This is a genomic window from Acinetobacter sp. IK31 (assembly GCF_035615195.1).
GTDB classification, from domain to species: domain Bacteria; phylum Pseudomonadota; class Gammaproteobacteria; order Pseudomonadales; family Moraxellaceae; genus Acinetobacter; species Acinetobacter calcoaceticus_C.
Window position 1 is genome coordinate 413,735 of record NZ_JANBOB010000016.1, and the last position, 25,129, is coordinate 438,863.

Consider the following 25,129-nt stretch of genomic DNA (forward strand, 5'->3'; position numbering starts at 1 on the left):
AAAGACAAATCCCAGCACCAAATGCGGAGGGTAATTATTTTGAGGCATTTATTGAAAAAAACAATATGCTAATAGCTTATAAATTATAATGCTTTTGGCATATTTTATCGTTAAAAATCGTATTTTTAGCTGTTATATAAGCAATGTTCGTCATAAGTTGACTGATTGTTCCATGTTCAAATAGTTTTTTATGGCACAATAGATTCTACACATCTGTCCTTTAATACGATTTTTTACCTGAAATATGAAGGTATCTCTCATGAATGCGTTAACCCAAGAACTAGTCGAGCTTCTCACTTTAGAAAAGCTAGAAGAAAATATTTACCGTGGCATGAGCCGTAATCTTGTCGGTAAACGTGTCTTTGGTGGACAGGTTTTGGGTCAGGCTTTACGTGCAGCATCTTATACAACTGATCGCCCAGCGCATTCTTTGCATGCATATTTTTTGTATGGCGGCGATATTAATGCCCCAATTATCTATGAAGTAGACCGTTTACGGGATGGGAAGAGCTTTGTAAGTCGTCAAGTTCGTGCAATTCAGCATGGGCGAGTCATATTTTCAGCGATGGTTTCTTTTGCCAACCCAGAAGAAGGTTTGAACTATCAACATCAAGAACCTGAGTATCCAGCACCAGAAACGCTTAAATCTGAAAATGAGTTGAAACAGGGGATTTTAAATTTTGTACCTGAAAATGTTCGCGCGAGTTTCATGCGTGAGCGTCATGTAGAAATTCGCCCAATTGATCCAGTAAACCCATTTCAGCCGCAACCAGAAGCTCCATATAATGCGCACTATATCCGCACACATGATCGTATTCCAAAACAATTAGATGATATTGCTTTGCATCAAGCGATTGTTGCCTTTTATTCAGACTTTACCTTAATGACGACGGCTTTAAGACCGCATGGGCTGAGTTATATTTCTCCAAGTTTGCAATGTGCAAGCATTGATCATGCGATTTATTTCCATCGTCCACTTCGTGCGGATGAGTGGATGCTTTATGATATGGAAGCCACAGTGAGCGCGGCTTCTCGCGGTTTAAACTTCGGTCGTATGTGGCAAAATGGTCAGCTTGTATGCAGTACAGTACAAGAGGGTTTAATCCGTTTACGGGAAATTGAAACGCAATAAATTCCTCGAAAAAGCCATCTAACCAGATGGCTTTTTTCTTTTTAAGGAAACGATGTGACAAAAAATTGCTCGAATGAAGAGCAAGCTCATGTCATATTGTAAATAGGTACGCCAACTGAAAAAAATAATGCTGATATGAACTTAAATACACAAATTCTGATTGCCGCCATTTTAGGTTTAGCCTTTGGTTTCCTACTCACAATGTATCCAGATACAGCTTTTGTAAAACATAGTTTATATGGGCTTGGAATATTAAGTAGTGTTTTTATTGGGCTGCTTAAAATGCTTTTGGTGCCTTTAATTTTTAGTTCGATTGTTGTAGGTGTATCAAATCTAAAAGCAGGCGGACAGTTAGGACCAGTCTGGAAAATTACATTTTTATGCTGTTTAACTACCACGACTTTAGCCCTAATTTTAGGCATTAGTTGTGCTCATTTATTTGAAGTAGGACGTGGCATAGATATTTCTATTTTTCAGAACTCTATACAAAATTATCAAGCACCAGATAGTTTAAACCCCGCAAGTTTTTTCACGAATTTTATTCAAAATACTTTAATCAATCCATTTAAAGCATTTAGTGATGGTAACGTTTTAGCTGTCGTGGTCTTTGCTTTATTTATTGGTGTCGCTTTGGTGCAGGGTGGCGAGCGTTTCAAAAGTATTCGTGTATTGAGTCACCAGTTCTTTGAAATGATGATGCTGTTGGTTGGCTGGGTCATGAAATTAGCGCCTTTGGGTATTTTTGCTTTATTAGCAAAGTTAATGGCAACAGAAGATATTTCAGTATTAAGTCGTTTGGCTGAGTTTGCAGCCGTTGTAACGGGTACAACTATTTTTCATGGTGCCGTTGTTCTACCACTACTTCTTTGGATTTTTGGCCGTATGAGCCCGTGGACCTTTTTTAAAGGAACGCGTACAGCACTGATTACAGCATTTGCAACTAGTTCTAGCTCTGCCACTATGCCGCTGAGTATGAAATGTGCACAAGAAAACTTGGGTGTACGTCCTCAAACCGCAGGATTTGTTATTCCACTAGGCACCCAGTTAAACATGGATGGTACTGCTTTATATGAAGCAGCAGCTGCACTGTTTGTAGCAAATTTAGTGGGCTTGGATTTAAACCTGACACAGCAAATTATAGTCTGTTTAACAGCAATGATTGCATCACTTGGTGCGCCAGGAATACCTAGCGCTGGCATGGTCACCATGATTATGGTTTTACAGTCGGTGGGTTTGCCCGCCGAGGCAATTGCAATTCTGCTCCCGATTGACCGTTTATTAGATACAGTAAGAACGGTGGTAAATGTGCAGGGTGATATGATGATTAGTGTGGTTGTAGACCGTTATACCAAAGATAAAGATATCAGTGTCTAATATCTATAAATCAAAAAAAAGCAGGATTTAAATCCTGCTTTTTTATTTTAAGCGGCTTGTAGCTCTGCTCTTTTTGCTGCTGGAGATTGCGATAAATAACCAACCGCATCTTCAGTGTTGCCTTCTTTGACTGGATCATACCAAGGCATGAGGTAATCAATTTGTTGAGCAATAAGCCAGATAGGATTTGGTAAAACCTGATTATCTTTACGGCTAATTTTGTACCATTCTACAGCAACCCAAACTGGGAAAAATCTAGATTTAGCAGCATCGGCAAAACGTGGGTCTTGCTTCATAATATGTGCTGCACCGTCTACCCATAATCCGAGTACCAGTACAATCACTGCAAGACTTAAGTAGTAACGTGGAATATAGCCACCACCAAGATGACGATATAAGTCAAAGGCTACAGTACGGTGTTCAATTTCTTCTGAACCATGCCATTTAACCAGATCGACCATTTCAGGATCGGCGCCTAATTCTTCCCAACGCTTGTTATAAAGTGCATATTTGCCTAACACACAGGTCATGTGTTCGACTGTGGCAACAACTCCTAAACGGAATAAATCCCATTGGCCTTGTAAAAAATTTGGAACTTCTTTATCAAATGGTTTATCTGCTAAAGCTTTATTAAATAAATAATTCATAATGTCCAGATTTCTCTGGATATCAATATTACGGACGCTTAAATATTCTTTGTTTGCAGAAGTATGTGCGTTGGCATGCATAGCTTCTTGACGGATAAAAGCTTGGACATCTTGTCTAAGTTTTTCGTCAGTAATACTTGGTAAAACCTTGTTGTATAAACGGCAAAACCAGAACTCTCCAGCTGGCAAAATATTATTAATTTCATTAATAAAATAGCTTGCGAAAGGCTGATTAGGAATCCAGTCGACAGGGGTATCTTTCCAGTCAAATTTTACTTTACGTGGAAGAATTTTATAATCAATAGAAGAACCTAAAGCCTTGTTCTTCAAAAAAGATAACAATTTCATCATTTAGTCCTGATTTTTAACTCGATGAAGTTAACAACGAGTATAAAAAAAGCCCCTACATTTGTGTTTAGCAATAGGGGACAATTGAGTATAAATTTAACGAAGAAATTGTATCTGTAGGGATAATTTAGCTTTCAGCATCCTCATCTGATACTTCAGGGATTGAATCGACATCAAATTCTGGCTGTTGATCCAATGTGAAATGTAGACGCCCTGCCATAACACTTGCTAGCTCTTCTAAGCCTATCTTATTAAGTGAGGAGAAAAGTTGAATAGAAAAATCAAGCTTCATCTTTTTAAGTTGTTGCTTAACTTCTAGTAGAACTTTGTTTGCAGGGCCGCGATTAAGTTTGTCTGCTTTTGTTAGTAGAATATGAACAAATAGATGACGTGAATAAGCCCACTCTAGCATCATCATGTCGAAATGCTGTAGAGGATGGCGAATATCCATAAGTAACACTAAGCCTTGTAAGCTTTGGCGGTGGATTAGATAGTTTTCTAATTCTTTTTGCCACACCCGTTTCATATCTTCAGGTACAGCTGCATAACCGTAACCTGGAAGATCGACTAAACGTTGATCAGGGTTGCCTAGACTAAAGAAGTTAATCATCTGAGTACGGCCAGGTCTTTTAGAGGCACGTGCTAGTTGTTTCTGATTAGTTAAAGCATTAATCGCACTAGATTTACCAGCATTTGAGCGTCCTGCAAAAGCAATTTCGTAGCCGCTATCTTCAACACAAAGTGCCAATTTAGGTGCACTCATTAGGAACTCAGCTTGGCGTAACCAGTTTAATGATTGCACAGCGTATGCTGTGATCGCCGGATCTGGTGCTTTTTCATAGCTGATCTTTTGCTTGGGCGCGAGTCTGGCTTTGGTGTCTTTCGATTTTTCACTACGACGCATAAAAAATAACTTTTTAAATGAGAGGGCTCGTGCCTAGTATAAAGGAGCTTGGTTGTTCTTGCTAATTTTCAATAGATTTAACCCATAAAGAGTATTTATTAGATTTGCAAAAAAGCGATAGGAGAATTAGGTGGGGCAGACTTTGATTGCTGCAAAACCTCTCCAAGTGTGTATTGGTCTAGACTTTGGTAAAAGCTTTCTAAAGCTTGGTCAAGAATACCTTTTAAACCACAATGTGCACGTAGCACACAGGGCGGTGTATTGCATTCAACAATTTGGTGATCACCCTGTAAGATTCGAACAATTGAACCTAAATTTGAATTAAGGGCTTCTGGATTTAAACGAATTCCACCACCTTTTCCACGAATGGTAATGATCCATTCTTGTTTACCCATAAAGTGGACAATTTTAACCAGATGGTTTTGTGAAACATGCAAATCTTTCGCGATTTCTGCAATCGTGTAGGGTGCATCACTTGGGCGAGCAACGTACATTAATATTCGTAATGCATAATCGGTAAATTTATTAAGCTGCATGATCACCAAAAATGGGAAGAATAAAAAGGATGATCATCTTAGCCTGAAAGTCTAAATAAGAAAACTTTCAGGCAAGAGGTTTTTATATTAGAGCGTTAAAGGCGCTGAAACTTGAACTTGATCGCCAACTCTATAATGTTCAAGCAAGATGTTTGAAACTGAGAATTCAGTATGATTTTCTTCAGGCTGAACTTCAAAATGATATGAGTTGTTTTCCTGAGCTTCTGTAAATTTAAATGCTTTTGGTTGCTCAAGCTGTTGTTCTGGAACTTGTACTTTAACCGAGATAAAAGCATTCGCAGGACCGCTAAGTACGTCTTCATGGTCAGTTGCTTTTAAGGTAAAACGTTTTCCAGATTCAAGAGGGTCGATTTGAGTAATTTCAAATGAACGCCAGCCAGCCCATCCACCATTTAAATTTTCAAGTTGTTCATATTTTTGTTTTTCAACACCAATCAAGATATCTGCCAATTGTAAATAAGCCTGTTTCCACGCTTCGATAAGCTCAGACTCAAATGGAACGTTGAGTACTTCACTAATTGAATGAAGTAAGTTGTCGCCAACAATTGCATATTGGTCGGGTTGAATATCTAAGCTCACATGCTTAGTTGTAATGCGTTCAACTGCTTTAGCTAAAACAGAAGGGTTCTCAATATTTTCTGCATATGCAAGTACTGCGGCTGCAAGAGCGCGAGGCTGACGTAAGCTAGTTTGGTCATCTAAGTTAAAAACATTTTTTAATTCAGGATTGTTATTAAGCATACGCTTATAAAAGTATGTGGTAAGCGTAACACCGTGTTCACGTAAAACAGGTACAGTAGATTTAACGAGTTCAATTTGTTGTGGAGTCATGGCTAGACCTTATTTATCTGGCTATATAAGATGTATTTAAAATACATCTTTAAAAAAGTAATCGCAATAGATTTTTTATAAAAACCATAAAAAAATTAGGGAATATAAAATTCCCTAATTTAAAAGTGATATATCTCTAAGAAAGTTATTTGCCAAATAGTGAACCAAGCAGGCCTCTTACTAATTTTTGACCTGTACTTCCACCTAAACTTCGTGCAGCACTTTTTGCAAAAGTACCCACAATATCTTGTGTAAGCTTGGCTCGTTCACGTGCTGTTCGTTCTTCTTCTTTTAGTTGCTCGCGTGCTAATCGTTCTTGTTCCTTTACTTGTTGTTTGGCTAAAGTTTCTTGCTCTTTTTCTTGTTGTTTGGCAAGTTCGTCATTTTGTTGTTGTTGCTCACGTTCAGCGACTTTATTTTGTAGCATTTCATAGGCGCTATCACGATCTACAGCCTGTTCATAAATGCCAGCAATAATACTTTTTGAGATTAGAGTTTGACGCTCTTCTGGAGTGATTGGCGTAAAGGCAGAGTAAGGAGACATCACCCAGCCACGTTCTACAATCTGCGGTGTACCTTGTTCATCAAGACAACTAATGAGTGCTTCGCCAACAGCCAGTTCGGTAATGGCTTCATCAACTTTAAAGTTTGGATTGGCACGGAAAGTATCTGCTGCGGTTTTTACTGCTTTTTGATCTTTAGGCGTAAATGCACGTAGTGCATGTTGAATGCGGTTACCAAGCTGACCAAGAACACTTTCTGGTAAATCGAGTGGATTTTGAGTAATAAAATAGATGCCAATACCTTTGGAGCGAATTAAACGTACAACTTGTTCAATTTTTTCTTGTAATGCTTGGCTGGCATTATCAAATAATAAGTGAGCTTCATCAAAGAAAAACACGAGTTTCGGTTTGTCTAGATCGCCAACTTCTGGAAGCTGTTCAAATAACTCTGATAGCATCCACAACAAGAAAGTAGCATATAGCTTAGGCGTATTCATGAGCTTGTCAGCAGCAAGAATATTGATATAACCATGTCCATTTGCATCAGTTTGTATAAAATCCAGAATATTTAAAGCAGGTTCACCAAAAAATTGTTCTCCACCTTGGTCGGCAAGAGCGAGCAAATTACGTTGAATAGCACCTAAGCTGGCTGGAGATAAATTGCCATATTCAGCTTTAAACTCGGCAGCATGCTCACTAACAAAAGTGATCATGGCTTTTAAGTCTTTAAAGTCGACTAACAGCAAACCTTGATCATCGGCAATACGAAATACGGCTGCTAAAACACCTTCTTGTGTGTCATTTAAATTGAGCATACGAGCCAATAAAATTGGCCCAATTTCAGAAATAGTAGTGCGAATAGGGTGGCCTTGTTGGCCGAATAGATCCCAGAAAATGACAGAGTTGGCAGCAAAAGGAACGCTATCAATCTGTAATAATTTTAGACGTTCATTAAACTTATCTGAAGCTTCTCCTGATTTTGCGAGGCTCGAAACATCACCTTTAGCATCGGCAAGAAATACGGGTACGCCAATTCGAGAAAAACTCTCTGCTAGAACTTTCAATGTAACTGTTTTGCCTGTACCGGTAGCACCCGCAATTAATCCATGACGGTTGGCAAACTGGGAAAGCAAAACAATTTCTTTTGATGTGTCATTAATATTTTTAGCAATAACAATCGGTGTACCCATATATTTTTATCCTTTGGTGTGAGCCACTATAATGTTGTCGTTTTACAAATATTTTAGTGCGTTTTCGATATCTTGTATTAAATCTTGCGGATCTTCTAGTCCTATACAGAATCGAACCAATAATCCTTGTTGTAAATGTGTATTCTCAAGTTTTCTCATCATTTTTAAATCATAAAGCATGATCAGGCTAACTGGTCCTCCCCAGCTAAAACCGAGCTTAAATAACTCTAATGCATCGCAGAAGCGACGTACTGTTGCCATGTCATAATCTGGTTTGAAAATAACACTCACTAAACCTGCACTTTGACCATTTGTGCAGATTTCTTGCCAATATTGATAACTTGGGGCGGTTTCATCACTTGGATGTAGAACTTGTGCAAATTGAGGTTGGCCTTTTAGCCATTTAAATAAAGTTTGAGCATTAGCAGATTGTTGTTCATAGCGTAAAGACATATGAGCAAGACTACGTTGAATTTGAGCAGCATCATCTCCTGAAACTGCAATACCTAAAATGGCATGTGTGCGGAACAGACGGTGATGGAGTTTATTATCACGAGTTATAATGCTGCCCATTAGGATATCACCGCCACCACTTGGATATTTGGTTAGTGCATGGACGGTTAAATCGACTGCTAGATTTTCATCAGAAAAATTAAAAGCATTAAACGCAAGCCCCGCGCCCCAAGTGTTATCTAGCGCTGTTAATACGCCATGCTTTTTAGCTTTTTTAACTAAATTTTTAAGATCAGGGAATTCTAGAGTAACTGAACCTGCAGCTTCCAACCATAATAGTTTGCTTCTTTCAGTCGGTTGAAAACTTGAAGCATCAATGGGGTTATATACTTTAACAATAACGCCATATTGATTTTGTAGATAATTTAAATGTTCTAGGTTCGGTCCATAAATGTTATCTGGTACCCATACTTCATCATTAGTGCTTAAAAATGCTGAGTTCACAACATTAATTGCAGATAAACCACTCGGTGCAAGCAAACAATGCAATCCACCTTCAATTTGCGCAATATTGTCGCCTAATGTGAAGGTAGTGGGGGTGCCATGCGTCCCATAACTATAGTCATAATCATTAGTCCAATGACGATCAAAAAGGTGCGAAGTTGATTTAAAAATAATAGTGGATGCACGAAATAAGGGTGGTTGCACTGTTTCAATAAATTGCGGAGCCTTTCTTGGTGCATGAATGAGGCGAGTCTGAAAGTCGTTATGCTTTTTCATAGTGCGTTGCATTTTAAATAATAAAGTTAGATTAAGAGAAATTTAGATTATTGGCTATATTTACGAAATTTTATAAGACGTTTCGTTACAGTAGACCTATAAAATAAAAACTTGGCTTTATTTTTGCAAAGACCACTACAACATTCTAACAACAATAGGTTTAAGCGCATGAAGTCGCATTTACGAGTTCACTATTTTCAACACATTGCTGGTGAGGGATTTGGAAGTTGTTATTCATTTTTAAAAGCTCACCACGCGACCATTAGCTCTACAGAGTTTTTTGCACTTCCAGTTGATCGATCGCTTGAAATAGAGGCTTTACCCAGAATTGAAGAGGTTGATTTGTTATTGGTCATGGGTGGAACCATGAGTGTAAATGATGAGGCAAACTATCCATGGCTAAAGATAGAAAAAAGATGGTTGCGTCGTTATTTAGCGGCCGGAAAACCAGCTATTGGACTTTGTTTGGGAGGGCAACTAATTGCTAATGCATTGGGTGCTGCGGTGAGTCGTAATCGCTATCAGGAACTCGGATGGTCAACAGTGCAGAGAGTTGCAAATTTACCTCAAGAAAGCTTTCCTTTACCTGAGAATATAAAGGTTATGCAGTGGCATAGTGAGACGTTTGAAATACCTAAAGGCGCTATACACTTGGCTGAAAATCGGGCTTGTCGCAATCAGATGTATCAGATTGGAACAAATGTGCTGGGTTTTCAGTTCCATCCAGAAATGACACCAGCAACTTTAGCTCTTTTACTTGAAGATGAAGAAGAGTTATCTATTTTTGATGGAGAATATGTTCAATCTACACATGATTTACACTATTCCGAAGCACAAAAATTTGAGCAAGGTAATCAACTTCTAAATAAAGCTATTGAATTTGTAGTAAATGCCTAAATGAACTCTCAATGCTCGATCAAAGCAGGTTTTGTGGAGAAAATAGAAAAAGAGAATTGCATAAGAGTTAAACAATCGTTATAATGAGCGACCCTCAAGAGGAGGGGCATTTGCTGCGAAGAAAGTGGTAAATGTGCATTACAGTCGTGGCATCGATCATGACCTTAGTGATTTTCACTGCCTTTGACACTTACCGATAGGTGAGATGCGTCAAGGGTGATTCTTTATATGTTTGGCTTGGAGTTTACTGGTATGTCTAACCAGAGAATTCGTATCCGTTTGAAGTCTTTTGATCATCGTCTGATTGATCAATCTGCTCAAGAGATCGTAGAAACCGCTAAGCGTACTGGCGCACAAGTTTGTGGTCCAATTCCGATGCCTACTCGCATCGAACGCTTCAACGTTCTTACTTCACCGCACGTTAACAAAGATGCGCGTGACCAGTACGAAATCCGCACCTACAAACGTTTGATCGACATCGTTCAACCTACAGATAAAACTGTTGATGCATTGATGAAATTAGATCTTGCGGCTGGTGTTGATGTTCAGATCGCTTTGGGTTAAGGCTTTCGGTTGATTAACTTTTAAGTTAATTAGGCCGCTTTTTTAGAGGTTTATGCACATGGCTATTGGTTTAGTCGGTCGCAAATGTGGTATGACTCGCATCTTTACAGATGCAGGTGTTTCTGTACCTGTTACAGTCATCGAAGTCGATCCAAACCGCATTACGCAAATCAAAACACTTGAAACTGATGGTTATCAAGCTGTTCAAGTAACTACTGGTGAACGTCGCGAATCTCGCGTAACTAACGCTCAGAAAGGTCACTTTGCGAAAGCTGGTGTTGCTGCTGGTCGTTTGGTTAAAGAGTTCCGTGTTACTGAAGCTGAGCTTGAAGGTCGTGAAGTTGGCGGTACTATTGGTGTTGATTTGTTCACAGTTGGTCAAGTTGTTGACGTAACTGGTCAATCAAAAGGTAAAGGTTTCCAAGGTGGTGTTAAGCGTTGGAACTTCCGTACCCAAGACGCTACTCACGGTAACTCACTTTCTCACCGTGTATTAGGTTCTACAGGTCAAAACCAAACTCCTGGTCGCGTGTTCAAAGGCAAAAAAATGGCTGGTCACTTAGGTGATGAACGCGTAACAGTACAAGGTCTTGAAATCGTATCTATTGACGCTGAACGTTCTGTTTTAGTTGTTAAAGGTGCAATTCCTGGTTCAACTGGCGGTGACGTGATTGTACGTCCTACCATCAAGGCCTGAGGGGAAATACCGTGAATTTGAAAACTGTTTCCGGCTCTGCTGTTGAATTGTCTGAAGTTGCTTTCGGACGTGAATTTAACGAAGCTCTTGTACACCAAGTTGTTACTGCTTACTTAGCAGGTGGTCGTCAAGGTACTCGTGCTCAGAAGTCACGTGCAGACGTTTCTGGCGGTGGTAAAAAACCATTCCGTCAAAAAGGTACTGGTCGTGCTCGTGCGGGTTCTACTCGTAGCCCTATCTGGGTTGGTGGTGGTAAAACTTTTGCTGCTCGTCCACAAGATTGGTCTCAAAAAGTAAACCGTAAAATGTATCGCGGTGCAATGCAATGTATCTTAGCTGAACTTGTTCGCCAAGATCGTCTTGTATTAGTTGAAGAGTTTGCTATTGCAGCTCCAAAAACTAAAGAATTGCTTGCAAAGCTTGGCGATTTAAATGCCACTCGTGCATTGATCGTTACTGAAGCTGTAGATGAGAACTTATATCTTGCAGCACGCAACCTTCCGCATGTAGATGTGGTGGATGCAACTGCAATCGATCCTGTAAGCTTGATCGCGTTTGATAAAGTTGTTATGTCTGTAGCTGCTGCTAAGAAAATTGAGGTAGAACTCGGATGAACAACGAACGTATCTATCAAGTCCTTAAAGGACCAGTCTTCTCAGAAAAGGCACAAGTTCTAGGTGATACTGTTGGCGTTCAAGTATTTAAAGTAGATATTAATGCTACTAAACTTGAAGTCAAAAAAGCAGTTGAAAAACTTTTTGGTGTAGAAGTTGTTAAAGTTAACACTACTATTACTAAAGGTAAAACTAAGCGCTTTGGTAAAACATTAGGACGTCGTTCTGATGTTAAAAAAGCATACGTCACCCTGAAAGCCGGCCAAGATGTTGAAATGGCTGACTTGGGCGATACCGCTGAAAGCGCAGCGGAATAAGGACGAAAATTATGCCGATTCAAAAATGTAAGCCAACGTCTCCAGGACGTCGCTTTGTAGAGAAAGTGGTTCATGATCACCTTCACAAAGGCGCGCCTTACTCACCGTTGGTTGAAGCAAAAAAACGTACTGGTGGTCGTAATAATAACGGTCACATTACAACTCGTCACGTTGGTGGTGGTCATAAGCAACACTATCGTATCGTTGACTTTAAGCGTAATAAAGACAGCATCCCAGCTGTTGTAGAGCGCATTGAATACGATCCTAACCGTACAGCACATATTGCTTTGTTGAAATATGCTGATGGTGAGCGTCGTTATATCATTGCACCTAAAGGCTTACGTGCTGGCGATAAAGTACAATCTGGTAACGATGCTCCAATTCGTCCAGGTAACTGCTTGCCACTTCGTAACATGCCGATCGGTTCTACACTTCATAACGTTGAACTTAAAATTGGCAAGGGTGCGCAATTAGCGCGTTCTGCTGGTACTTCTGTTCAGTTGTTGGGTCGTGATGGTTCTTACGCGATTGTTCGTCTTCGTTCAGGCGAAATGCGTAAAATTCATGTTGAATGCCGCGCTGTAATTGGTGAAGTTTCTAACCAAGAAAGCAACCTTCGCTCATTGGGTAAAGCTGGTGCTGCGCGCTGGCGTGGTGTTCGTCCTACCGTACGTGGTATGGCGATGAACCCAGTTGATCACCCGCACGGTGGTGGTGAAGGGCGTAATAAAGGTATTCAACCTGTAAGCCCATGGGGTCAAAAAGCTAAAGGGTACAAGACACGTACCAATAAGCGTACGACTAAGATGATTATTCGCGACCGTCGCGTCAAGTAAAGGAATCTGACTAATGCCTCGTTCTCTGAAAAAAGGCCCATTCGTCGATGCGCACTTGTTCGCTAAGGTTGAAGCGGCTGTTGCTAGTAACTCTCGCAAGCCGATTAAAACTTGGTCTCGTCGTTCGATGATCCTTCCGGATTTTGTTGGTTTAACAATTTCCGTTCATAATGGTCGTAATCACGTTCCAGTAATTGTTACTGAGCATATGGTTGGTCATAAACTCGGTGAATTCGCGCCAACTCGTACCTATCGTGGTCACGGTGTTGACAAGAAGTCTAAACGTTAATAGGTGTCATGATGGAAGTAACTGCTAAATTACGCGGTGCCGCTATCTCGGCACAAAAGGCACGTTTGGTTGCAGATCTTATTCGCGGCAAATCTGTTGCGCATGCTTTAAATATTTTAAACTTCAGCAATAAAAAAGCTGCTGTTTTAGTAAAAAAAGCATTGGAATCTGCGATTGCAAACGCTGAACACAATAACAGTTTAGATGTTGACGATCTTAAAGTTTCTACGATTTACGTTGATGAAGGTGTTAGCCTTAAACGTATTATGCCACGTGCTAAAGGCCGTGCAGATCGTATTACGAAGCGTACTTGTCACATCACCGTTAAGGTAGGGGTTTGATATGGGTCAGAAGGTTCATCCAATCGGTATCCGCCTAGGTGTTGTGAAACGTCATAACGCTAACTGGTATGCGAGTCCGAAACAATACGCTGAATATTTGCTTAAAGATCTTCAAGTTCGTGAGTTTTTAAATAAAAAACTTAAGAATGCGATGATCAGTAATATTCTTATCGAACGTCCATCAGGCGCTGCTAAGGTAACAATTAGCACAGCTCGTCCTGGTATCGTAATCGGTAAAAAAGGCGAAGATATTGAGAAATTACAGCGCGAACTTACCAGCATTATGGGTGTTCCTGCGCAAGTAAGTATCAATGAAATTGATCGCCCAGACTTAGATGCGCGTTTAGTTGCTGAAGCAATTGCTTCTCAATTAGAAAAGCGTGTAATGTTCCGTCGTGCTATGAAGCGTGCGGTTCAAAACACTATGCGTGCTGGTGCTAAAGGTATCAAAGTTGAAGTGTCTGGCCGTTTAGGTGGTGCAGAGATTGCTCGTACAGAATGGTATCGTGAAGGTCGTGTACCTTTGCATACATTACGTGCAGATATTGACTATGCGACTGTGCGTGCAGAAACAACTTACGGTACGATTGGTGTTAAAGTTTGGATTTTCCGTGGTGAGATTTTAGGTGGCATGAAACAAGTCATGAACCCTGCTCCTGCTGAAGATCGTCCAGCTAAACGTGGTCGTGGTCGTGGTGAAGGTCAAGAGCGTCGTGGTCGTCGCGGTGACCGTGCTGCTGACAAGGGAGAATAATCCATGTTGCAACCTAAACGTACCAAATTCCGTAAGGTGCACAAAGGCCGTAATACTGGTCTAGCGCATCGTGGTAGTACAGTATCATTTGGTTCGATTGCAATTAAAGCAACTGAACGTGGTCGTATGACTGCGCGTCAGATTGAAGCTGCACGTCGTACTATTAGCCGCCGTATTAAGCGTGGTGGTAAAATCTTTATTCGCGTATTCCCGGATAAGCCAATTACTCAAAAGCCTCTTGAAGTGCGTATGGGTAAAGGTAAGGGTAGCGTGGAATACTGGGTTTGCCAGATCCAACCAGGCAAGATCCTGTACGAAATTGAAGGTGTGAACGAAGAATTAGCGCGTGAAGCATTTGCTTTAGCTGCTGCTAAACTTCCGTTTAAAACCACTATCGTGACTCGGACGGTAATGTAATGAAAACTAAAGATTTACGTGAAAAGTCGGTAGAAGAGTTGAAAGCTTTGCTTGATGAGCAACAGCTTAACCAATTCCGTCTTCGTATGGCGAAAGCAACTGGTCAGTTGGGTAAATCGCACGAAGTGCAAGTTGCTCGTAAGACAATTGCTCGTATTAAGACACTCCTTACCGAAAAACAGGGGAACGGACAATGAGTGAAAAAACAGTCCGCACGTTAACCGGCAAAGTCGTAAGTGACAAAATGGATAAATCTATTGTTGTTCTTATTGAACGCCGCGTTCAACACCCGTTGTATGGCAAGTCAATTCGCCGTTCAACTAAGTTACACGCTCATGATGAGAATAACGTCGCTAAAATTGGTGATGTTGTAACCATTAAAGAAAGCCGCCCAATTTCTAAAACTAAAGCTTGGACTTTAGTGGAAGTAGTTGAAGCAGCTGCTGAGTAATTCGACGTTCTTGTTGCATCATCGGACAATTTCGAGTACTCTTTGAGCCTTTCGAAATTGTGACCGGTGATGCTCGGTTTTGGAGTAGGGCAATGATTCAAACCGAAACTATGCTCGACGTAGCAGACAACAGTGGTGCTCGCCGCGTACAATGTATTAAAGTACTTGGTGGTTCACATCGTCGTTATGCTTCTGTTGGCGACATTATTAAAGTTACTGTAAAAGAAGCAATCCCACGCGCACGTGTTAAAAAAGGTGACGTGATGAATGCGGTTGTAGTTCGTACTAAATTCGGCATTCGTCGTCCAGATGGTTCTGTGATCCGTTTTGATGATAATGCTGCAGTTATCCTGAACAACAACAAAGCTCCGATTGCTACTCGTATCTTCGGACCAGTGACTCGTGAACTTCGTACTGAACAGTTCATGAAAATCATTTCATTGGCTCCTGAAGTTCTATAAGAGGCAATCATGGCTAAGATTAAAAAAGGCGATCAAGTTATTGTGATCGCAGGTAAAGAAAAAGGCAAACAGGGTACTGTGTTGTCTGTTTCTGAAGACCGCGTTAAGGTTGAAGGCCTTAACTTAGTGAAGAAGCATCAAAAGCCGAATCGTGTAACTGGCGCTGAAGGCGGTATTGTTACTCAAGAAGCTTCGCTTCATATTTCAAACGTGGCAATTTTAAATGCTACAACCCAAAAGGCTGACCGTGTTGGTTACCAAGTGATTGATGGCGTGAAAACTCGCGTTTATAAATCAAATGGTGAATCAGTGGCGGTAGCGAAGTAATAGGTTGAAAAGGCAATGGCCAGACTTAAAGCACGTTACAATGATGAACTTAAAGCCAAGTTAAAAGAAGAACTTAGCGTTAAGAACGTGATGGAAATTCCACGCATCACAAAAATCACCCTAAACATGGGTGTGGGCGCAGCTGCAACTGATAAGAAATTATTAGATGGTGCTGTAGTCGACATGCAATTAATTGCTGGTCAAAAACCAGTAGTTACACTTGCTCGTAAATCTATCGCAGGTTTTAAAATCCGTGATGGGTGGCCGATTGGTTGTAAAGTTACTTTACGTGGCGACCAAATGTACGAATTCTTGGATCGTTTGATCTCAATCGCAATCCCTCGTATCCGTGACTTCCGTGGTTTCTCTTCGAAATCATTTGATGGTCGTGGTAACTACTCAATGGGTTTGAAAGAGCAAATCGTTTTCCCTGAAATCGATTTCGATAAGATTGATCGTATTCGTGGTATGGATATTACTATTACTACGACTGCTCGCACCGATGACGAAGGCCGTGCGCTTATGCGTGCATTCGGCTTCCCGTTCAAATAAGAGGTCGATATGGCTAAGAAAGGTATGATTAATCGCGAATTGAAACGCGAAAAAACAGTTGCTAAATACGCTGCAAAACGTGCTGAATTAAAAGCTACTATTGCAAACGTAAATGCAAGTGAAGAAGAGCGTTTCGAAGCGACGTTAAAGTTACAGGCATTGCCACGTAATGCATCTCCGGTGCGTCTTCGTAACCGTTGTGGTTTAACTGGTCGTCCTCATGGTTACTTCCGTAAGTTCGGTTTAAGCCGTAACAAATTACGTGACACAGTAATGCAGGGTGATGTACCAGGCGTTGTTAAGGCAAGCTGGTAAGGAGCGACTAAATGAGTATGCAAGATACCGTTGCCGACATGCTAACACGTGTTCGTAACGCACAAATGGCTAAGAAACAAACCGTTTCTATGCCTTCTTCTAAGTTGAAAGTTGCAATTGCAAACGTTCTTCAACAAGAAGGTTATATTTCAAATGTAGAAGTTGCTCAAGAAGAGACAAAATCTACTTTGACAATTACTTTAAAATATTTCGAAGGCAAACCAGTTATCGAAGTGGTTAAGCGCGTAAGCCGTCCAGGCCTTCGCCAATACCGTGGCAAAGATAAACTTCCAAGCGTTAAGCAAGGTTTAGGTATTGCAATTGTTTCTACAAGCAAAGGCATCATGACTGATCGCGCTGCACGTGCTGCGGGCGTTGGTGGTGAAGTTATTGCTTTTGTTTCTTAATAGGTGATTCCTCATGTCTCGTGTGGCTAAAGCCCCAGTAACTGTACCGAATGGTGTAACAGTTACTCAGAACGGCCGGCAGGTCGAAGTGAAAGGCAGCAAAGGTACGTTGTCTTTCAACCTGCATGCGCTGGTCGAGCTAAAACAGGAAGAAGGTAAACTTCAACTTGCTCCAGTTAAAGAATCGAAAGATGCTTGGATGCAAGCTGGTACTGCTCGCGCTGTATTGAATAACCTTGTAAAAGGGGTTAGTGAAGGCTTCGAACGTAAGTTGCAGCTAGTTGGTGTTGGTTATAAAGCTGCGGTTAAGGGTAGCGTTGTAAACCTTAACCTTGGTTTTTCACACCCAATTGACTACGCTTTACCTGAAAGTGTAACAGCGGAAACTCCAACTGCAACTGAAATCATTTTGAAATCAGCAAACAAGCAGTTGTTAGGTCAAGTAGCGGCAGAAATCCGTGCGTATCGTTCTCCTGAACCATATAAAGGTAAAGGTGTTCGTTATTCGGATGAAGTCATTCTTCGTAAAGAAGCTAAGAAGAAATAAGGCGCGAGGTTCTTATGAACGAAAAGAAACAAACCCGTTTGCGTCGTGCGAAAAGCACACGCTTGCACATCCGTGCATTGGGTGCGACTCGTTTGTGTGTAAACCGCACTCCGCGTCACATCTATGCTCAAGTTATTTCAGCAGATGGTGGCAAAGTTTTAGCGCAAGCTTCAACTTTGGATGCATCTTTACGTAGCGGTACTACAGGTAATGTAGATGCGGCTACTAAAGTAGGCACTTTAATCGCAGAGCGCGCGAAAGCAGCTGGTGTAACTAAAGTTGCATTTGACCGTTCTGGTTTTAAATATCATGGTCGTATCAAAGCCTTGGCTGATGCTGCTCGTGAAAACGGCTTGGAGTTCTAATCATGGCTAAAGTTGAACAAAACGAAGGTCTTGTTGAAAAGCTGGTTGCCGTTGATCGTGTAGCCAAAGTTGTTAAGGGTGGTCGTATCTTCTCTTTCACAGCATTAACTGTTGTGGGTGATGGTAATGGTCGTGTTGGTTTCGGTCGTGGTAAAGCACGTGAAGTTCCAGCTGCTATTTCTAAAGCACTTGAAGCTGCACGTCGCAACATGATTACTGTAGACCTTGCAGGTACTACTTTACAACACCCTGTGAATGCTCGTCATGGTGCAAGCCGTGTATACATGCAACCTGCTTCTGAAGGTACCGGCGTAATCGCTGGTGGCGCAATGCGTGCCGTTCTAGAAGCTGCAGGCGTGCATAACGTACTTGCTAAATGTTATGGTTCTACTAATGCTGCAAACGTAGTGAACGCAACTTTCAAAGGTTTGCGTGATATGACTTCTCCTGAGAAAGTCGCTGCGAAACGTGGTAAATCAGTAGCAGAAATTCAAGGGTAATGAATCATGAAAACGATTAAAGTTACCCAGACTAAATCTTCTTCACATCGCTTGAAAAATCACAAGCTTTGCTTACAAGGTTTAGGTCTGCGTCGTATTGGTCATACTGTAGAAGTGCAAGATACGCCTTCTAACCGTGGTATGGTCAACAAAGTCTACTATATGGTTAGTGTAGAGGAATAAGCCATGACTCTGCGTTTAAATGAGCTTGCGCCTGCAGAAGGTGCAAAACGTGAAAACCTTCGTTTAGGCCGTGGTATCGGTTCTGGCGTTGGTAAGACCGGTGGCCGTGGTGTCAAAGGTCAAAAATCACGTAAAAGTGGTGGCGTTCGTCCAGGCTTTGAAGGCGGTCAAACAGCGATTTATCGTCGTTTACCTAAATTCGGTTTCACTAGCCAAATCGCTTTAAAAACTGCTGAAGTACGTTTATCTGAGTTAAACAAAGTGGAAGGCGACATCGTTAGCCTAGAAACTTTGAAAGCTGCGAATGTTGTTCGTCGTGACCAAATTCGTGCTCGTATCGTACTTTCTGGTGAAATCACTCGTGCATTCACTGTTCAAGGTGTTGCATTGACTAAAGGCGCTAAAGCTGCGATTGAAGCAGCTGGCGGCAAAGTCGAGGAGTAATCTCGAGTGTCTATGTCTCCTAGTTCTTCAGGTCATGTCAACATGATGAAAGGTCAGCCATTTCACGTGAAATATCGTGAAATTATTCGCCGGATGAGTTTTCTAATCGGTGCATTGCTGGTCTTTCGACTAGGAGCGCATATTCCAGTACCAGGCATTAATAATGCTGCGTTAGAAAATTTATTTCAAGCGAACCAAGGAACTATTCTTGGGCTATTCAATATGTTTTCTGGCGGTGCTTTAGAGCGAATGTCTATTCTTGCTTTAGGGATTATGCCTTACATTTCTGCATCAATTATTGTGCAGTTAATGTCTACAGTAATTCCTTCACTAGAAGCCTTGAAAAAGGAAGGTGAGCAAGGTAAGCGTAAAATTAATCAATATACGCGTCAGGGTACATTATTGCTTGCAGTGGTTCAGGCAGTTGGTATGTGCGCAGGTTTGATTGGTCAGGGTATTACTCTGTCAGTTGGTCTTGAGTTTTATATACCAGCAGTTACATCACTTGTCGCTGGAACTATGTTCTTAATGTGGCTAGGTGAACAAATCACTGAAAGAGGTATTGGTAATGGTATCTCAATGATTATTTTTGCTGGTATTGTTTCTGGTTTGCCTAACTTAATTATGCAATCAGTTTCATCAGTAGATAATGGTCAGACAAGCTTAATTGGTCTTGTGATCTTTGGTCTTTTGTCTTTAGGTGTGTTGGCTGCCATTGTGTTTATTGAAAAAGCACAACGTCGTATTCCAGTAAACTATGCACAAAAGCAGCAAGGTCGTCGTATATTTACAGCACAGCAGACGCATTTGCCATTGAAAATTAATATGGCTGGTGTGATTCCTGCGATTTTTGCAAGTTCTTTACTCTTGTTCCCAGCGAGTCTTGGTCAATGGGTAGGAAGTGCAGATGCAAATGCTGGATTAATTAAGCGTAGCTTACAAGATTTAGCTTTAGTATTGTCGCCTGGACAGCCTTTGTATTTGGTGCTCTTTGGTGCGTTAATTATCTTTTTCTGTTACTTTTATACGGCTTTAGTATTTAGCCCTAAGGAAGTATCAGAAAATCTAAAACGCAGCGGAGCTTATGTGCCTGGTATTCGCCCAGGTGAGCAAACTGCTCGTTACTTAGATCATATTCTTAATCGTTTGACGTTTATTGGTGCGATTTATATTACGGTCATTTGTCTAATGCCAATGATTCTACAAAGTTCTTTTGGGATCCCATTCTCTTTGGGTGGTACCTCATTACTAATCGTAGTTGTCGTTGTTATGGACTTTATGGCTCAGCTACAAGCGCACTTAACATCTCATCAATATGATAATCAAACATTAATGAGAAAAACGACTGCTCATCCTAAGGGATAAGCGCACTTAGAGGTTTCATCATGAAAGTACAAGCTTCTGTAAAGAAAATTTGTGGTAGCTGTAAAGTTATCCGTCGTAATGGGGTTATTCGCGTAATTTGTAGCGCAGAACCTCGTCATAAGCAGCGTCAAGGTTAATCTAATCAAGACCTGTTGATTTCAGTAGGCGAATTGGGTTAATATCCGCCCCTCAAGATTTTGTGGGGCGGTTGATTATCTCTACTGCCTTTTTGGAGAAAGTGAATGGCTCGTATTGCCGGTGTAAACATTCCGGATAACAAGCATGCTGTTATCTCCCTCACTTACATCTTTGGTGTCGGTCGCCATACTGCTAAGAATATCTTAACAGCAGTTGGTATTACTGAGACTACTAAGATCCGTGAGTTGGACGATGCTCAGCTTGATGCGATTCGTGCAGAAGTTGCTAAGGTTCCTACCGAAGGTGACTTACGTCGCGAAATTTCCATGAACATTAAACGTTTAATGGATTTGGGTTGCTATCGCGGCCTTCGCCATCGTCGCAGCTTGCCTGTCCGTGGTCAACGCACCAAAACTAACGCACGTACCCGTAAAGGTCCGCGCAAACCGATTAAAAAGTAAGATTTCTGGAAGCTAAAAGATGGCTAAAGATACTCGCACACGCAAGAAGGTCACCCGTACCGTCTCTGAAGGTGTTGCACACATTCACGCGTCTTTTAATAACACCATTGTTACGATTACTGATCGTCAAGGTAATGCATTGGCTTGGGCCACCTCTGGTGGACAAGGCTTCCGTGGTTCACGTAAATCAACTCCGTTTGCTGCTCAGGTAGCTGCTGAAGTTGCTGGTAAAGCAGCTTTAGATTACGGTTTGAAAAATCTGGATGTCCTTGTAAAAGGCCCTGGTCCAGGTCGTGAGTCTGCGGTTCGTGCATTAGGCGCAGTGGGTTATAAAATTAACAGCATTACCGATGTGACGCCAATTCCTCACAACGGTTGCCGTCCACCTAAAAAACGTCGCGTGTAAGGAGAAACATTCATGGCTCGTTATATTGGTCCAAAATGCAAACTCTCTCGCCGCGAAGGGACAGACCTGCAACTTAAATCTGGCGTTAAACCTTTTGACGTCAAAACTAAAAAAGCTAACAAAGCACCTGGTCAACATGGTCAGGCACGCGGTGGTAAGCAATCTGAGTATTCACTACAATTACGTGAAAAACAAAAAGTCCGTCGTATTTACGGTGTGTTAGAACGTCAATTTAGTAACTACTATAAAGAAGCAGCTCGTGTTAAAGGCGCAACAGGTGAGAACTTGTTGAAATTGCTTGAAAGCCGTCTTGATAACGTTGTTTATCGCATGGGTTTTGGTTCTACACGTGCAGAAGCTCGTCAGTTAGTAAGTCACCGTAGCATTACTTTGAATGGTCGTCGTGTAAACATCGCATCTATTCAAGTTAAAGCTGGTGATGTAATTGCGGTTCACGAAGGTGCTAAACAACAATTGCGTATTAAAAACGCGATTGAGTTGGCTGCACAACGTGGTATTCCAGCTTGGATCGATGTTGATCATTCTAAGCTTGAAGGTACGTTTAAAGCTGCACCAGATCGTGCTGATTTACCTGCTGAAATCAATGAAAGCTTGATTGTAGAATTGTATTCTAAATAATCCTTGAGGTAGCAATAATGACGCGTACTGCAAACGAGTTTCTAACTCCGCAAGCGATCAAGGTCGAAGCGGTTAGCGGGACCTCGGCAAAAGTGATTCTAGAACCTTTAGAGCGTGGTTTTGGCCATACTCTAGGTAATGCTTTACGTCGCATTCTATTGTCTTCTTTACCTGGCGCTGCTGTGGTTGAAGTTGAGATAGAAGGTGTCGAGCACGAGTACAGTACTTTAGAAGGCTTGCAGCAGGACATCGTCGAGCTCTTGCTGAACCTAAAAGGATTGTCTATTAAGCTGTTCGATCAAAATGAAGCATATTTAACATTAGAGAAACAAGGTCCTGGCGAAATTACTGCTGCTGATCTTCGTTTACCTCATAATGTTGAAGTGGTTAATCCAGAACATCTAATAGGTACTTTGAGTGCTTCAGGCTCATTAAAAATGCGCTTGAAGGTTGCTCAAGGTCGTGGTTATGAAACATCTGATTCTCGTTTCCCTGAAGGTGAAACACGTCCTGTTGGTCGTTTGCAATTAGATGCTTCTTATAGCCCGATTAAGCGTGTTTCTTACACCGTTGAAAATGCGCGTGTAGAACAACGTACCGATTTAGATAAACTGGTAATCGACCTCGAGACAAATGGAACGGTTGATCCTGAAGAAGCAATCCGCAAAGCGGCAACAATCTTGCAACAACAAATTGCAATTTTTGTTGATCTTCAGAAAGACCAAACTCCAGTTGCTCAAGAGCCTCGTGAAGAAGTTGACCCAATCTTGCTTCGCCCAGTAGATGATCTAGAGCTTACTGTTCGTTCTGCTAACTGTTTGAAAGCAGAAAATATTTACTACATTGGTGATCTTGTTCAACGTACTGAAGTTGAGTTGTTAAAAACTCCTAACCTTGGTAAAAAATCGTTAACAGAGATCAAAGATGTTTTGGCATCGAAAGGCTTACAACTCGGTATGCGTCTTGAAAACTGGCCACCAGCTAGTCTTCGTATGGACGACCGTTTTGCCTATCGTAGCCGTTAATTAAGTAGGACTATCACCATGCGTCATCGTAATAGTGGTGTGAAATTAGGCCGTACAAGCAGCCATCGTAAAGCGATGTTCCAAAACTTGGCTAATTCTTTATTTGAACACGAGTTGATCAAAACAACTGTGCCTAAAGCTAAAGAATTACGTCGTGTTGCTGAGCCTTTAATCACTCTAGCAAAAAACGATACTGTAGCAAATCGTCGTTTAGCATTTGCTCGTACTCGTAATGCTGCAACTGTAGGTAAATTATTTACCGTACTCGGCCCTCGTTACAAAGAACGTAACGGCGGTTATCTACGTGTTCTTAAAGCGGGCTTCCGTGCTGGTGATGCAGCGCCGATGGCTTACGTTGAGCTTGTAGATCGTGAAGTGAAAACTTCAGCTGAATAATTGATTTTATTCAAAAAAGACCGGTTTTATACCGGTCTTTTTTATTTCTGCTCATTAAATAAATTATAAAAATGTCCTCAACTGACATAAAAAAACGAATAAACGGTCAAACTTGACATTGTGTATTGTCAAAATTGTGCTTTAATAAACTTATATTCTCAACCATGGGTATAAAAATAAAATGGAAAAGCAAGTTGATATTTTAATCATTGGCGCAGGTATTTCAGGAATAGGAATCGCTGCTCATCTATCAAAAAATTCTCCACAACGCCAATTTGAAATTTTAGAGCGTCGTGAATCTTTTGGTGGAACATGGGATCTTTTCCGTTATCCAGGCATTCGTTCAGACTCAGATATGTCCACATTTGGTTTTAATTTTAAGCCATGGTGTAAAGCGAATGTATTAGCTGATGGTGCTTCTATTAAAGGGTATTTAGGCGAAGTAATTGATGAATATAAATTAAAAGAAAAAATTCACTTTGGTCATCGTGTGCTTTCTGCTAATTATGATTCTGAATCAAAGAAATGGCAGGTTGTAATTGAAGATGGTAAGAAAAAACAACAAACTTGGATTGCTAACTTTGTTGTAGGGTGTACTGGTTATTATAACTATGATCAGGGATATGCGCCTTCTTTCCCAAATCAAGAAGCATTTAAAGGGCAACTCATTCACCCACAGCATTGGCCTGAGAATTTAGATTACACAGGTAAAAAAGTCGTTATTATTGGTAGTGGTGCAACTGCCATTACTTTAGTACCAGCAATGGCGAAAGGTGGAGCGGGGCACGTAACTATGTTGCAGCGCTCACCAACATATATTGCTAGTGTACCATCTATCGACTTCATCTATGAAAAAACGCGTAAATTTATGTCTGAAGAGGCAGCTTATAAATTTACCCGTGCACGTAATATTGGTATGCAGCGCGCTATTTATGCATTATCACAGAAACATCCAAAGACTGTGCGTCGTTTACTCTTAAAAGCAATTGAAGTGCAGTTAAAGGGTAAAGTTGATATGAAGCATTTTACTCCTTCATATAATCCTTGGGATCAACGTCTATGTGTGGTACCTGATGGTGACTTATTTAAGATTTTGCGTGAAGGTAAAGCTAGTGTAGAAACAGATCAAGTTGAGAAATTTACCGAAAAAGGTATTTTACTTAAATCTGGTAAACATCTTGATGCGGATATCGTGATTTCTGCAACTGGTTTACAAGTTCAGATTATGGGCGGCGTTCAAGCTACTATTGATGGGAAAGCAGTTAATTCATCTGAGCATATGCTTTATAACGGTGTGATGTTAAGTGATGTACCAAACATGGCTATGATTATTGGTTATGTAAATGCATCTTGGACCCTTAAAGTTGATATCGCTGCAGAATATATTTGTCGCTTGTTAAATTATATGGATAAAAATCACTATGACGAAGTGATCCCATCTGGCGATAAGACTGAAATGGAAGAAGATACTGTAATGGGTAAATTGTCTTCAGGTTATATTAGCCGTGCGGCACATGAACTTCCAAAACAGGGTAAGCATGCTCCATGGCAAGTCACTAATAACTATTTAGAAGACAAAAAATCGCTAAAAAATTCAAAATTTGAAGATGGTGTTCTGCATTTTCATAAACGTTCAGAAACTAATGAGCGTAAACCAAAACTAGTATCTTAATAAATATTAGATAAATAAAAGGGGCGTAAT

General features: G+C 40.9%; 37 protein-coding genes and 2 pseudogenes. 32 read left to right on the top strand and 7 right to left on the bottom strand.

What is annotated here, in order from left to right; all coding sequences use genetic code 11:
- The first annotated feature begins 259 nt into the window (after positions 1–259).
- Both MSG66_RS10605 and MSG66_RS10610 read left to right on the top strand, forming a co-directional pair.
- The gene (locus MSG66_RS10605) at positions 260–1,132 is read left to right on the top strand and encodes an acyl-CoA thioesterase (RefSeq protein ID WP_003653674.1); all 873 of its coding nucleotides are present in this window, start codon (positions 260–262) and stop codon (positions 1,130–1,132) included.
- A gap of 135 nt (positions 1,133–1,267) precedes the next feature.
- Complete coding sequence (locus MSG66_RS10610) at positions 1,268–2,506, top strand: dicarboxylate/amino acid:cation symporter (protein ID WP_262473506.1); 1,239 nt, start codon at positions 1,268–1,270, stop codon at positions 2,504–2,506.
- Positions 2,507–2,553: 47 nt separating this feature from the next.
- Here the strand turns inward: MSG66_RS10610 and MSG66_RS10615 are convergent, their stop codons facing one another.
- From MSG66_RS10615 to MSG66_RS10645, 7 genes and pseudogenes are all read right to left on the bottom strand, one after another.
- Entirely contained in the window at positions 2,554–3,504 is a 951-nt protein-coding gene (locus MSG66_RS10615; protein ID WP_324654111.1) for a metal-dependent hydrolase, read from the bottom strand.
- Positions 3,505–3,628: 124 nt separating this feature from the next.
- Entirely contained in the window at positions 3,629–4,405 is a 777-nt protein-coding gene (gene yihA, locus MSG66_RS10620; RefSeq protein ID WP_324654113.1) for a ribosome biogenesis GTP-binding protein YihA/YsxC, read from the bottom strand.
- Between the two features lie 98 nt (positions 4,406–4,503).
- Entirely contained in the window at positions 4,504–4,941 is a 438-nt protein-coding gene (locus MSG66_RS10625; protein WP_133971636.1) for an RrF2 family transcriptional regulator, read from the bottom strand.
- 87 nt (positions 4,942–5,028) lie between these two features.
- Positions 5,029–5,793: a globin domain-containing protein gene (locus tag MSG66_RS10630; protein ID WP_202743287.1), complete on the bottom strand. Its 765-nt coding sequence runs from the start codon at positions 5,791–5,793 to the stop codon at positions 5,029–5,031.
- 2 nt (positions 5,794–5,795) lie between these two features.
- Positions 5,796–5,923 (bottom strand): annotated as a pseudogene (locus MSG66_RS10635) (hypothetical protein).
- 15 nt (positions 5,924–5,938) lie between these two features.
- Positions 5,939–7,486 carry a helicase HerA-like domain-containing protein gene (locus MSG66_RS10640; RefSeq protein WP_324654116.1) on the bottom strand — a complete coding sequence of 516 codons (1,548 nt, stop codon included), beginning with the start codon at positions 7,484–7,486 and terminating at the stop codon, positions 5,939–5,941.
- Between the two features lie 42 nt (positions 7,487–7,528).
- Positions 7,529–8,719 carry a PLP-dependent transferase gene (locus tag MSG66_RS10645; protein WP_324654118.1) on the bottom strand — a complete coding sequence of 397 codons (1,191 nt, stop codon included), beginning with the start codon at positions 8,717–8,719 and terminating at the stop codon, positions 7,529–7,531.
- A gap of 168 nt (positions 8,720–8,887) precedes the next feature.
- Between MSG66_RS10645 and MSG66_RS10650 the strand changes: the two genes are divergently transcribed.
- From MSG66_RS10650 to MSG66_RS10795, 30 genes and pseudogenes are all read left to right on the top strand, one after another.
- Positions 8,888–9,616 (top strand): type 1 glutamine amidotransferase, encoded by a 729-nt coding sequence (locus tag MSG66_RS10650; protein ID WP_042895209.1) that lies wholly within the window; start codon positions 8,888–8,890, stop codon positions 9,614–9,616.
- Between the two features lie 252 nt (positions 9,617–9,868).
- The gene (gene rpsJ / locus MSG66_RS10655) at positions 9,869–10,180 is read left to right on the top strand and encodes a 30S ribosomal protein S10 (RefSeq protein WP_000070912.1); all 312 of its coding nucleotides are present in this window, start codon (positions 9,869–9,871) and stop codon (positions 10,178–10,180) included.
- A 58-nt stretch (positions 10,181–10,238) separates the two neighbouring features.
- Complete coding sequence (gene rplC / locus MSG66_RS10660; RefSeq protein WP_133971645.1) at positions 10,239–10,877, top strand: 50S ribosomal protein L3; 639 nt, start codon at positions 10,239–10,241, stop codon at positions 10,875–10,877.
- Positions 10,878–10,888: 11 nt separating this feature from the next.
- A complete protein-coding gene (gene rplD, locus MSG66_RS10665) occupies positions 10,889–11,491 on the top strand; it encodes a 50S ribosomal protein L4 (RefSeq protein WP_042895205.1) in 603 nt (200 codons plus the stop codon).
- Positions 11,488–11,808 (top strand): 50S ribosomal protein L23, encoded by a 321-nt coding sequence (gene rplW, locus MSG66_RS10670; protein ID WP_003653662.1) that lies wholly within the window; start codon positions 11,488–11,490, stop codon positions 11,806–11,808. Before rplD ends, rplW begins: the two co-directional genes overlap by 4 nt.
- A gap of 11 nt (positions 11,809–11,819) precedes the next feature.
- Positions 11,820–12,644 (top strand): 50S ribosomal protein L2, encoded by an 825-nt coding sequence (gene rplB / locus MSG66_RS10675; protein ID WP_003653661.1) that lies wholly within the window; start codon positions 11,820–11,822, stop codon positions 12,642–12,644.
- A 13-nt stretch (positions 12,645–12,657) separates the two neighbouring features.
- Positions 12,658–12,933 carry a 30S ribosomal protein S19 gene (gene rpsS, locus MSG66_RS10680; RefSeq protein ID WP_001138119.1) on the top strand — a complete coding sequence of 92 codons (276 nt, stop codon included), beginning with the start codon at positions 12,658–12,660 and terminating at the stop codon, positions 12,931–12,933.
- 11 nt (positions 12,934–12,944) lie between these two features.
- Positions 12,945–13,274, top strand: a complete 330-nt coding sequence (rplV, locus tag MSG66_RS10685; RefSeq protein ID WP_004639524.1) for a 50S ribosomal protein L22 — start codon at positions 12,945–12,947, stop codon at positions 13,272–13,274.
- 1 nt (position 13,275) lies between these two features.
- Positions 13,276–14,092: pseudogene (rpsC, locus tag MSG66_RS10690) on the top strand (30S ribosomal protein S3).
- Positions 14,032–14,445 carry a 50S ribosomal protein L16 gene (gene rplP, locus MSG66_RS10695; RefSeq protein WP_002049688.1) on the top strand — a complete coding sequence of 138 codons (414 nt, stop codon included), beginning with the start codon at positions 14,032–14,034 and terminating at the stop codon, positions 14,443–14,445. The pseudogene rpsC and the gene rplP overlap by 61 nt, the downstream one beginning before the upstream one ends.
- The gene (rpmC, locus tag MSG66_RS10700) at positions 14,445–14,642 is read left to right on the top strand and encodes a 50S ribosomal protein L29 (RefSeq protein ID WP_000849928.1); all 198 of its coding nucleotides are present in this window, start codon (positions 14,445–14,447) and stop codon (positions 14,640–14,642) included. Before rplP ends, rpmC begins: the two co-directional genes overlap by 1 nt.
- Complete coding sequence (gene rpsQ / locus MSG66_RS10705; protein WP_001291845.1) at positions 14,639–14,896, top strand: 30S ribosomal protein S17; 258 nt, start codon at positions 14,639–14,641, stop codon at positions 14,894–14,896. The genes rpmC and rpsQ overlap by 4 nt, the downstream gene beginning before the upstream one ends.
- A gap of 92 nt (positions 14,897–14,988) precedes the next feature.
- Positions 14,989–15,357 carry a 50S ribosomal protein L14 gene (gene rplN / locus MSG66_RS10710; protein WP_001982634.1) on the top strand — a complete coding sequence of 123 codons (369 nt, stop codon included), beginning with the start codon at positions 14,989–14,991 and terminating at the stop codon, positions 15,355–15,357.
- Positions 15,358–15,366: 9 nt separating this feature from the next.
- Positions 15,367–15,684, top strand: coding sequence for a 50S ribosomal protein L24 (rplX, locus tag MSG66_RS10715; RefSeq protein WP_002116820.1), 318 nt, complete (start codon positions 15,367–15,369; stop codon positions 15,682–15,684).
- 15 nt (positions 15,685–15,699) lie between these two features.
- Positions 15,700–16,236 (top strand): 50S ribosomal protein L5, encoded by a 537-nt coding sequence (gene rplE, locus MSG66_RS10720; RefSeq protein WP_042895197.1) that lies wholly within the window; start codon positions 15,700–15,702, stop codon positions 16,234–16,236.
- A gap of 9 nt (positions 16,237–16,245) precedes the next feature.
- Positions 16,246–16,551 (top strand): 30S ribosomal protein S14, encoded by a 306-nt coding sequence (rpsN, locus tag MSG66_RS10725; RefSeq protein WP_009388045.1) that lies wholly within the window; start codon positions 16,246–16,248, stop codon positions 16,549–16,551.
- 11 nt (positions 16,552–16,562) lie between these two features.
- Positions 16,563–16,958 carry a 30S ribosomal protein S8 gene (gene rpsH, locus MSG66_RS10730; protein WP_005038490.1) on the top strand — a complete coding sequence of 132 codons (396 nt, stop codon included), beginning with the start codon at positions 16,563–16,565 and terminating at the stop codon, positions 16,956–16,958.
- Between the two features lie 13 nt (positions 16,959–16,971).
- Complete coding sequence (gene rplF, locus MSG66_RS10735; RefSeq protein ID WP_042895190.1) at positions 16,972–17,505, top strand: 50S ribosomal protein L6; 534 nt, start codon at positions 16,972–16,974, stop codon at positions 17,503–17,505.
- Positions 17,506–17,519: 14 nt separating this feature from the next.
- On the top strand, positions 17,520–17,870 hold the full coding sequence (gene rplR, locus MSG66_RS10740; protein WP_005043857.1) for a 50S ribosomal protein L18: 351 nt from the start codon (positions 17,520–17,522) through the stop codon (positions 17,868–17,870).
- Between the two features lie 2 nt (positions 17,871–17,872).
- Positions 17,873–18,370 (top strand): 30S ribosomal protein S5, encoded by a 498-nt coding sequence (rpsE, locus tag MSG66_RS10745; RefSeq protein ID WP_003653653.1) that lies wholly within the window; start codon positions 17,873–17,875, stop codon positions 18,368–18,370.
- Positions 18,371–18,376: 6 nt separating this feature from the next.
- Positions 18,377–18,553, top strand: a complete 177-nt coding sequence (rpmD, locus tag MSG66_RS10750) for a 50S ribosomal protein L30 (protein ID WP_003653652.1) — start codon at positions 18,377–18,379, stop codon at positions 18,551–18,553.
- Between the two features lie 3 nt (positions 18,554–18,556).
- Positions 18,557–18,997, top strand: a complete 441-nt coding sequence (rplO, locus tag MSG66_RS10755; protein WP_042895186.1) for a 50S ribosomal protein L15 — start codon at positions 18,557–18,559, stop codon at positions 18,995–18,997.
- 45 nt (positions 18,998–19,042) lie between these two features.
- On the top strand, positions 19,043–20,362 hold the full coding sequence (gene secY / locus MSG66_RS10760) for a preprotein translocase subunit SecY (RefSeq protein WP_171056784.1): 1,320 nt from the start codon (positions 19,043–19,045) through the stop codon (positions 20,360–20,362).
- Positions 20,363–20,382: 20 nt separating this feature from the next.
- Positions 20,383–20,499 (top strand): 50S ribosomal protein L36, encoded by a 117-nt coding sequence (gene rpmJ, locus MSG66_RS10765; protein WP_000867907.1) that lies wholly within the window; start codon positions 20,383–20,385, stop codon positions 20,497–20,499.
- A 105-nt stretch (positions 20,500–20,604) separates the two neighbouring features.
- The gene (gene rpsM / locus MSG66_RS10770; protein WP_003653646.1) at positions 20,605–20,961 is read left to right on the top strand and encodes a 30S ribosomal protein S13; all 357 of its coding nucleotides are present in this window, start codon (positions 20,605–20,607) and stop codon (positions 20,959–20,961) included.
- Positions 20,962–20,980: 19 nt separating this feature from the next.
- The gene (gene rpsK / locus MSG66_RS10775) at positions 20,981–21,367 is read left to right on the top strand and encodes a 30S ribosomal protein S11 (RefSeq protein ID WP_001040166.1); all 387 of its coding nucleotides are present in this window, start codon (positions 20,981–20,983) and stop codon (positions 21,365–21,367) included.
- Between the two features lie 12 nt (positions 21,368–21,379).
- Positions 21,380–22,006: a 30S ribosomal protein S4 gene (gene rpsD, locus MSG66_RS10780; RefSeq protein WP_005301294.1), complete on the top strand. Its 627-nt coding sequence runs from the start codon at positions 21,380–21,382 to the stop codon at positions 22,004–22,006.
- A 17-nt stretch (positions 22,007–22,023) separates the two neighbouring features.
- The gene (locus MSG66_RS10785; protein ID WP_003653641.1) at positions 22,024–23,031 is read left to right on the top strand and encodes a DNA-directed RNA polymerase subunit alpha; all 1,008 of its coding nucleotides are present in this window, start codon (positions 22,024–22,026) and stop codon (positions 23,029–23,031) included.
- Between the two features lie 18 nt (positions 23,032–23,049).
- Complete coding sequence (gene rplQ, locus MSG66_RS10790) at positions 23,050–23,427, top strand: 50S ribosomal protein L17 (RefSeq protein WP_042895180.1); 378 nt, start codon at positions 23,050–23,052, stop codon at positions 23,425–23,427.
- Between the two features lie 181 nt (positions 23,428–23,608).
- Positions 23,609–25,099, top strand: coding sequence for a flavin-containing monooxygenase (locus MSG66_RS10795; protein ID WP_075431077.1), 1,491 nt, complete (start codon positions 23,609–23,611; stop codon positions 25,097–25,099).
- Positions 25,100–25,129 lie beyond the last annotated feature (30 nt).

What these genes read in the sequence shown, in the direction of transcription:
- rplR (WP_005043857.1), top strand. Translation starts at nt 17,520, where the DNA reads ATGAACGAAAAGAAACAAACCCGTTTGCGTCGTGCGAAAAGCACACGC.
- MSG66_RS10630 (WP_202743287.1), bottom strand. Translation starts at nt 5,793, where the DNA reads ATGACTCCACAACAAATTGAACTCGTTAAATCTACTGTACCTGTTTTA.
- rpsM (WP_003653646.1), top strand. Translation starts at nt 20,605, where the DNA reads ATGGCTCGTATTGCCGGTGTAAACATTCCGGATAACAAGCATGCTGTT.
- rpsN (WP_009388045.1), top strand. Translation starts at nt 16,246, where the DNA reads ATGGCTAAGAAAGGTATGATTAATCGCGAATTGAAACGCGAAAAAACA.
- rpmC (WP_000849928.1), top strand. Translation starts at nt 14,445, where the DNA reads ATGAAAACTAAAGATTTACGTGAAAAGTCGGTAGAAGAGTTGAAAGCT.
- MSG66_RS10795 (WP_075431077.1), top strand. Translation starts at nt 23,609, where the DNA reads ATGGAAAAGCAAGTTGATATTTTAATCATTGGCGCAGGTATTTCAGGA.
- rplF (WP_042895190.1), top strand. Translation starts at nt 16,972, where the DNA reads ATGTCTCGTGTGGCTAAAGCCCCAGTAACTGTACCGAATGGTGTAACA.
- rpsE (WP_003653653.1), top strand. Translation starts at nt 17,873, where the DNA reads ATGGCTAAAGTTGAACAAAACGAAGGTCTTGTTGAAAAGCTGGTTGCC.
- rplB (WP_003653661.1), top strand. Translation starts at nt 11,820, where the DNA reads ATGCCGATTCAAAAATGTAAGCCAACGTCTCCAGGACGTCGCTTTGTA.
- MSG66_RS10605 (WP_003653674.1), top strand. Translation starts at nt 260, where the DNA reads ATGAATGCGTTAACCCAAGAACTAGTCGAGCTTCTCACTTTAGAAAAG.
- rpsQ (WP_001291845.1), top strand. Translation starts at nt 14,639, where the DNA reads ATGAGTGAAAAAACAGTCCGCACGTTAACCGGCAAAGTCGTAAGTGAC.
- MSG66_RS10645 (WP_324654118.1), bottom strand. Translation starts at nt 8,719, where the DNA reads ATGAAAAAGCATAACGACTTTCAGACTCGCCTCATTCATGCACCAAGA.
- rplC (WP_133971645.1), top strand. Translation starts at nt 10,239, where the DNA reads ATGGCTATTGGTTTAGTCGGTCGCAAATGTGGTATGACTCGCATCTTT.
- MSG66_RS10610 (WP_262473506.1), top strand. Translation starts at nt 1,268, where the DNA reads ATGAACTTAAATACACAAATTCTGATTGCCGCCATTTTAGGTTTAGCC.
- MSG66_RS10640 (WP_324654116.1), bottom strand. Translation starts at nt 7,486, where the DNA reads ATGGGTACACCGATTGTTATTGCTAAAAATATTAATGACACATCAAAA.
- rpsH (WP_005038490.1), top strand. Translation starts at nt 16,563, where the DNA reads ATGAGTATGCAAGATACCGTTGCCGACATGCTAACACGTGTTCGTAAC.
- rpsK (WP_001040166.1), top strand. Translation starts at nt 20,981, where the DNA reads ATGGCTAAAGATACTCGCACACGCAAGAAGGTCACCCGTACCGTCTCT.
- secY (WP_171056784.1), top strand. Translation starts at nt 19,043, where the DNA reads ATGAAAGGTCAGCCATTTCACGTGAAATATCGTGAAATTATTCGCCGG.
- MSG66_RS10615 (WP_324654111.1), bottom strand. Translation starts at nt 3,504, where the DNA reads ATGATGAAATTGTTATCTTTTTTGAAGAACAAGGCTTTAGGTTCTTCT.
- rplQ (WP_042895180.1), top strand. Translation starts at nt 23,050, where the DNA reads ATGCGTCATCGTAATAGTGGTGTGAAATTAGGCCGTACAAGCAGCCAT.
- MSG66_RS10650 (WP_042895209.1), top strand. Translation starts at nt 8,888, where the DNA reads ATGAAGTCGCATTTACGAGTTCACTATTTTCAACACATTGCTGGTGAG.
- rpmD (WP_003653652.1), top strand. Translation starts at nt 18,377, where the DNA reads ATGAAAACGATTAAAGTTACCCAGACTAAATCTTCTTCACATCGCTTG.
- rplE (WP_042895197.1), top strand. Translation starts at nt 15,700, where the DNA reads ATGGCCAGACTTAAAGCACGTTACAATGATGAACTTAAAGCCAAGTTA.
- rpsD (WP_005301294.1), top strand. Translation starts at nt 21,380, where the DNA reads ATGGCTCGTTATATTGGTCCAAAATGCAAACTCTCTCGCCGCGAAGGG.
- MSG66_RS10625 (WP_133971636.1), bottom strand. Translation starts at nt 4,941, where the DNA reads ATGCAGCTTAATAAATTTACCGATTATGCATTACGAATATTAATGTAC.
- rplX (WP_002116820.1), top strand. Translation starts at nt 15,367, where the DNA reads ATGGCTAAGATTAAAAAAGGCGATCAAGTTATTGTGATCGCAGGTAAA.
- rpsS (WP_001138119.1), top strand. Translation starts at nt 12,658, where the DNA reads ATGCCTCGTTCTCTGAAAAAAGGCCCATTCGTCGATGCGCACTTGTTC.
- rplN (WP_001982634.1), top strand. Translation starts at nt 14,989, where the DNA reads ATGATTCAAACCGAAACTATGCTCGACGTAGCAGACAACAGTGGTGCT.
- MSG66_RS10785 (WP_003653641.1), top strand. Translation starts at nt 22,024, where the DNA reads ATGACGCGTACTGCAAACGAGTTTCTAACTCCGCAAGCGATCAAGGTC.
- rplW (WP_003653662.1), top strand. Translation starts at nt 11,488, where the DNA reads ATGAACAACGAACGTATCTATCAAGTCCTTAAAGGACCAGTCTTCTCA.
- rpmJ (WP_000867907.1), top strand. Translation starts at nt 20,383, where the DNA reads ATGAAAGTACAAGCTTCTGTAAAGAAAATTTGTGGTAGCTGTAAAGTT.
- rplO (WP_042895186.1), top strand. Translation starts at nt 18,557, where the DNA reads ATGACTCTGCGTTTAAATGAGCTTGCGCCTGCAGAAGGTGCAAAACGT.
- yihA (WP_324654113.1), bottom strand. Translation starts at nt 4,405, where the DNA reads ATGCGTCGTAGTGAAAAATCGAAAGACACCAAAGCCAGACTCGCGCCC.
- rpsJ (WP_000070912.1), top strand. Translation starts at nt 9,869, where the DNA reads ATGTCTAACCAGAGAATTCGTATCCGTTTGAAGTCTTTTGATCATCGT.
- rplV (WP_004639524.1), top strand. Translation starts at nt 12,945, where the DNA reads ATGGAAGTAACTGCTAAATTACGCGGTGCCGCTATCTCGGCACAAAAG.
- rplP (WP_002049688.1), top strand. Translation starts at nt 14,032, where the DNA reads ATGTTGCAACCTAAACGTACCAAATTCCGTAAGGTGCACAAAGGCCGT.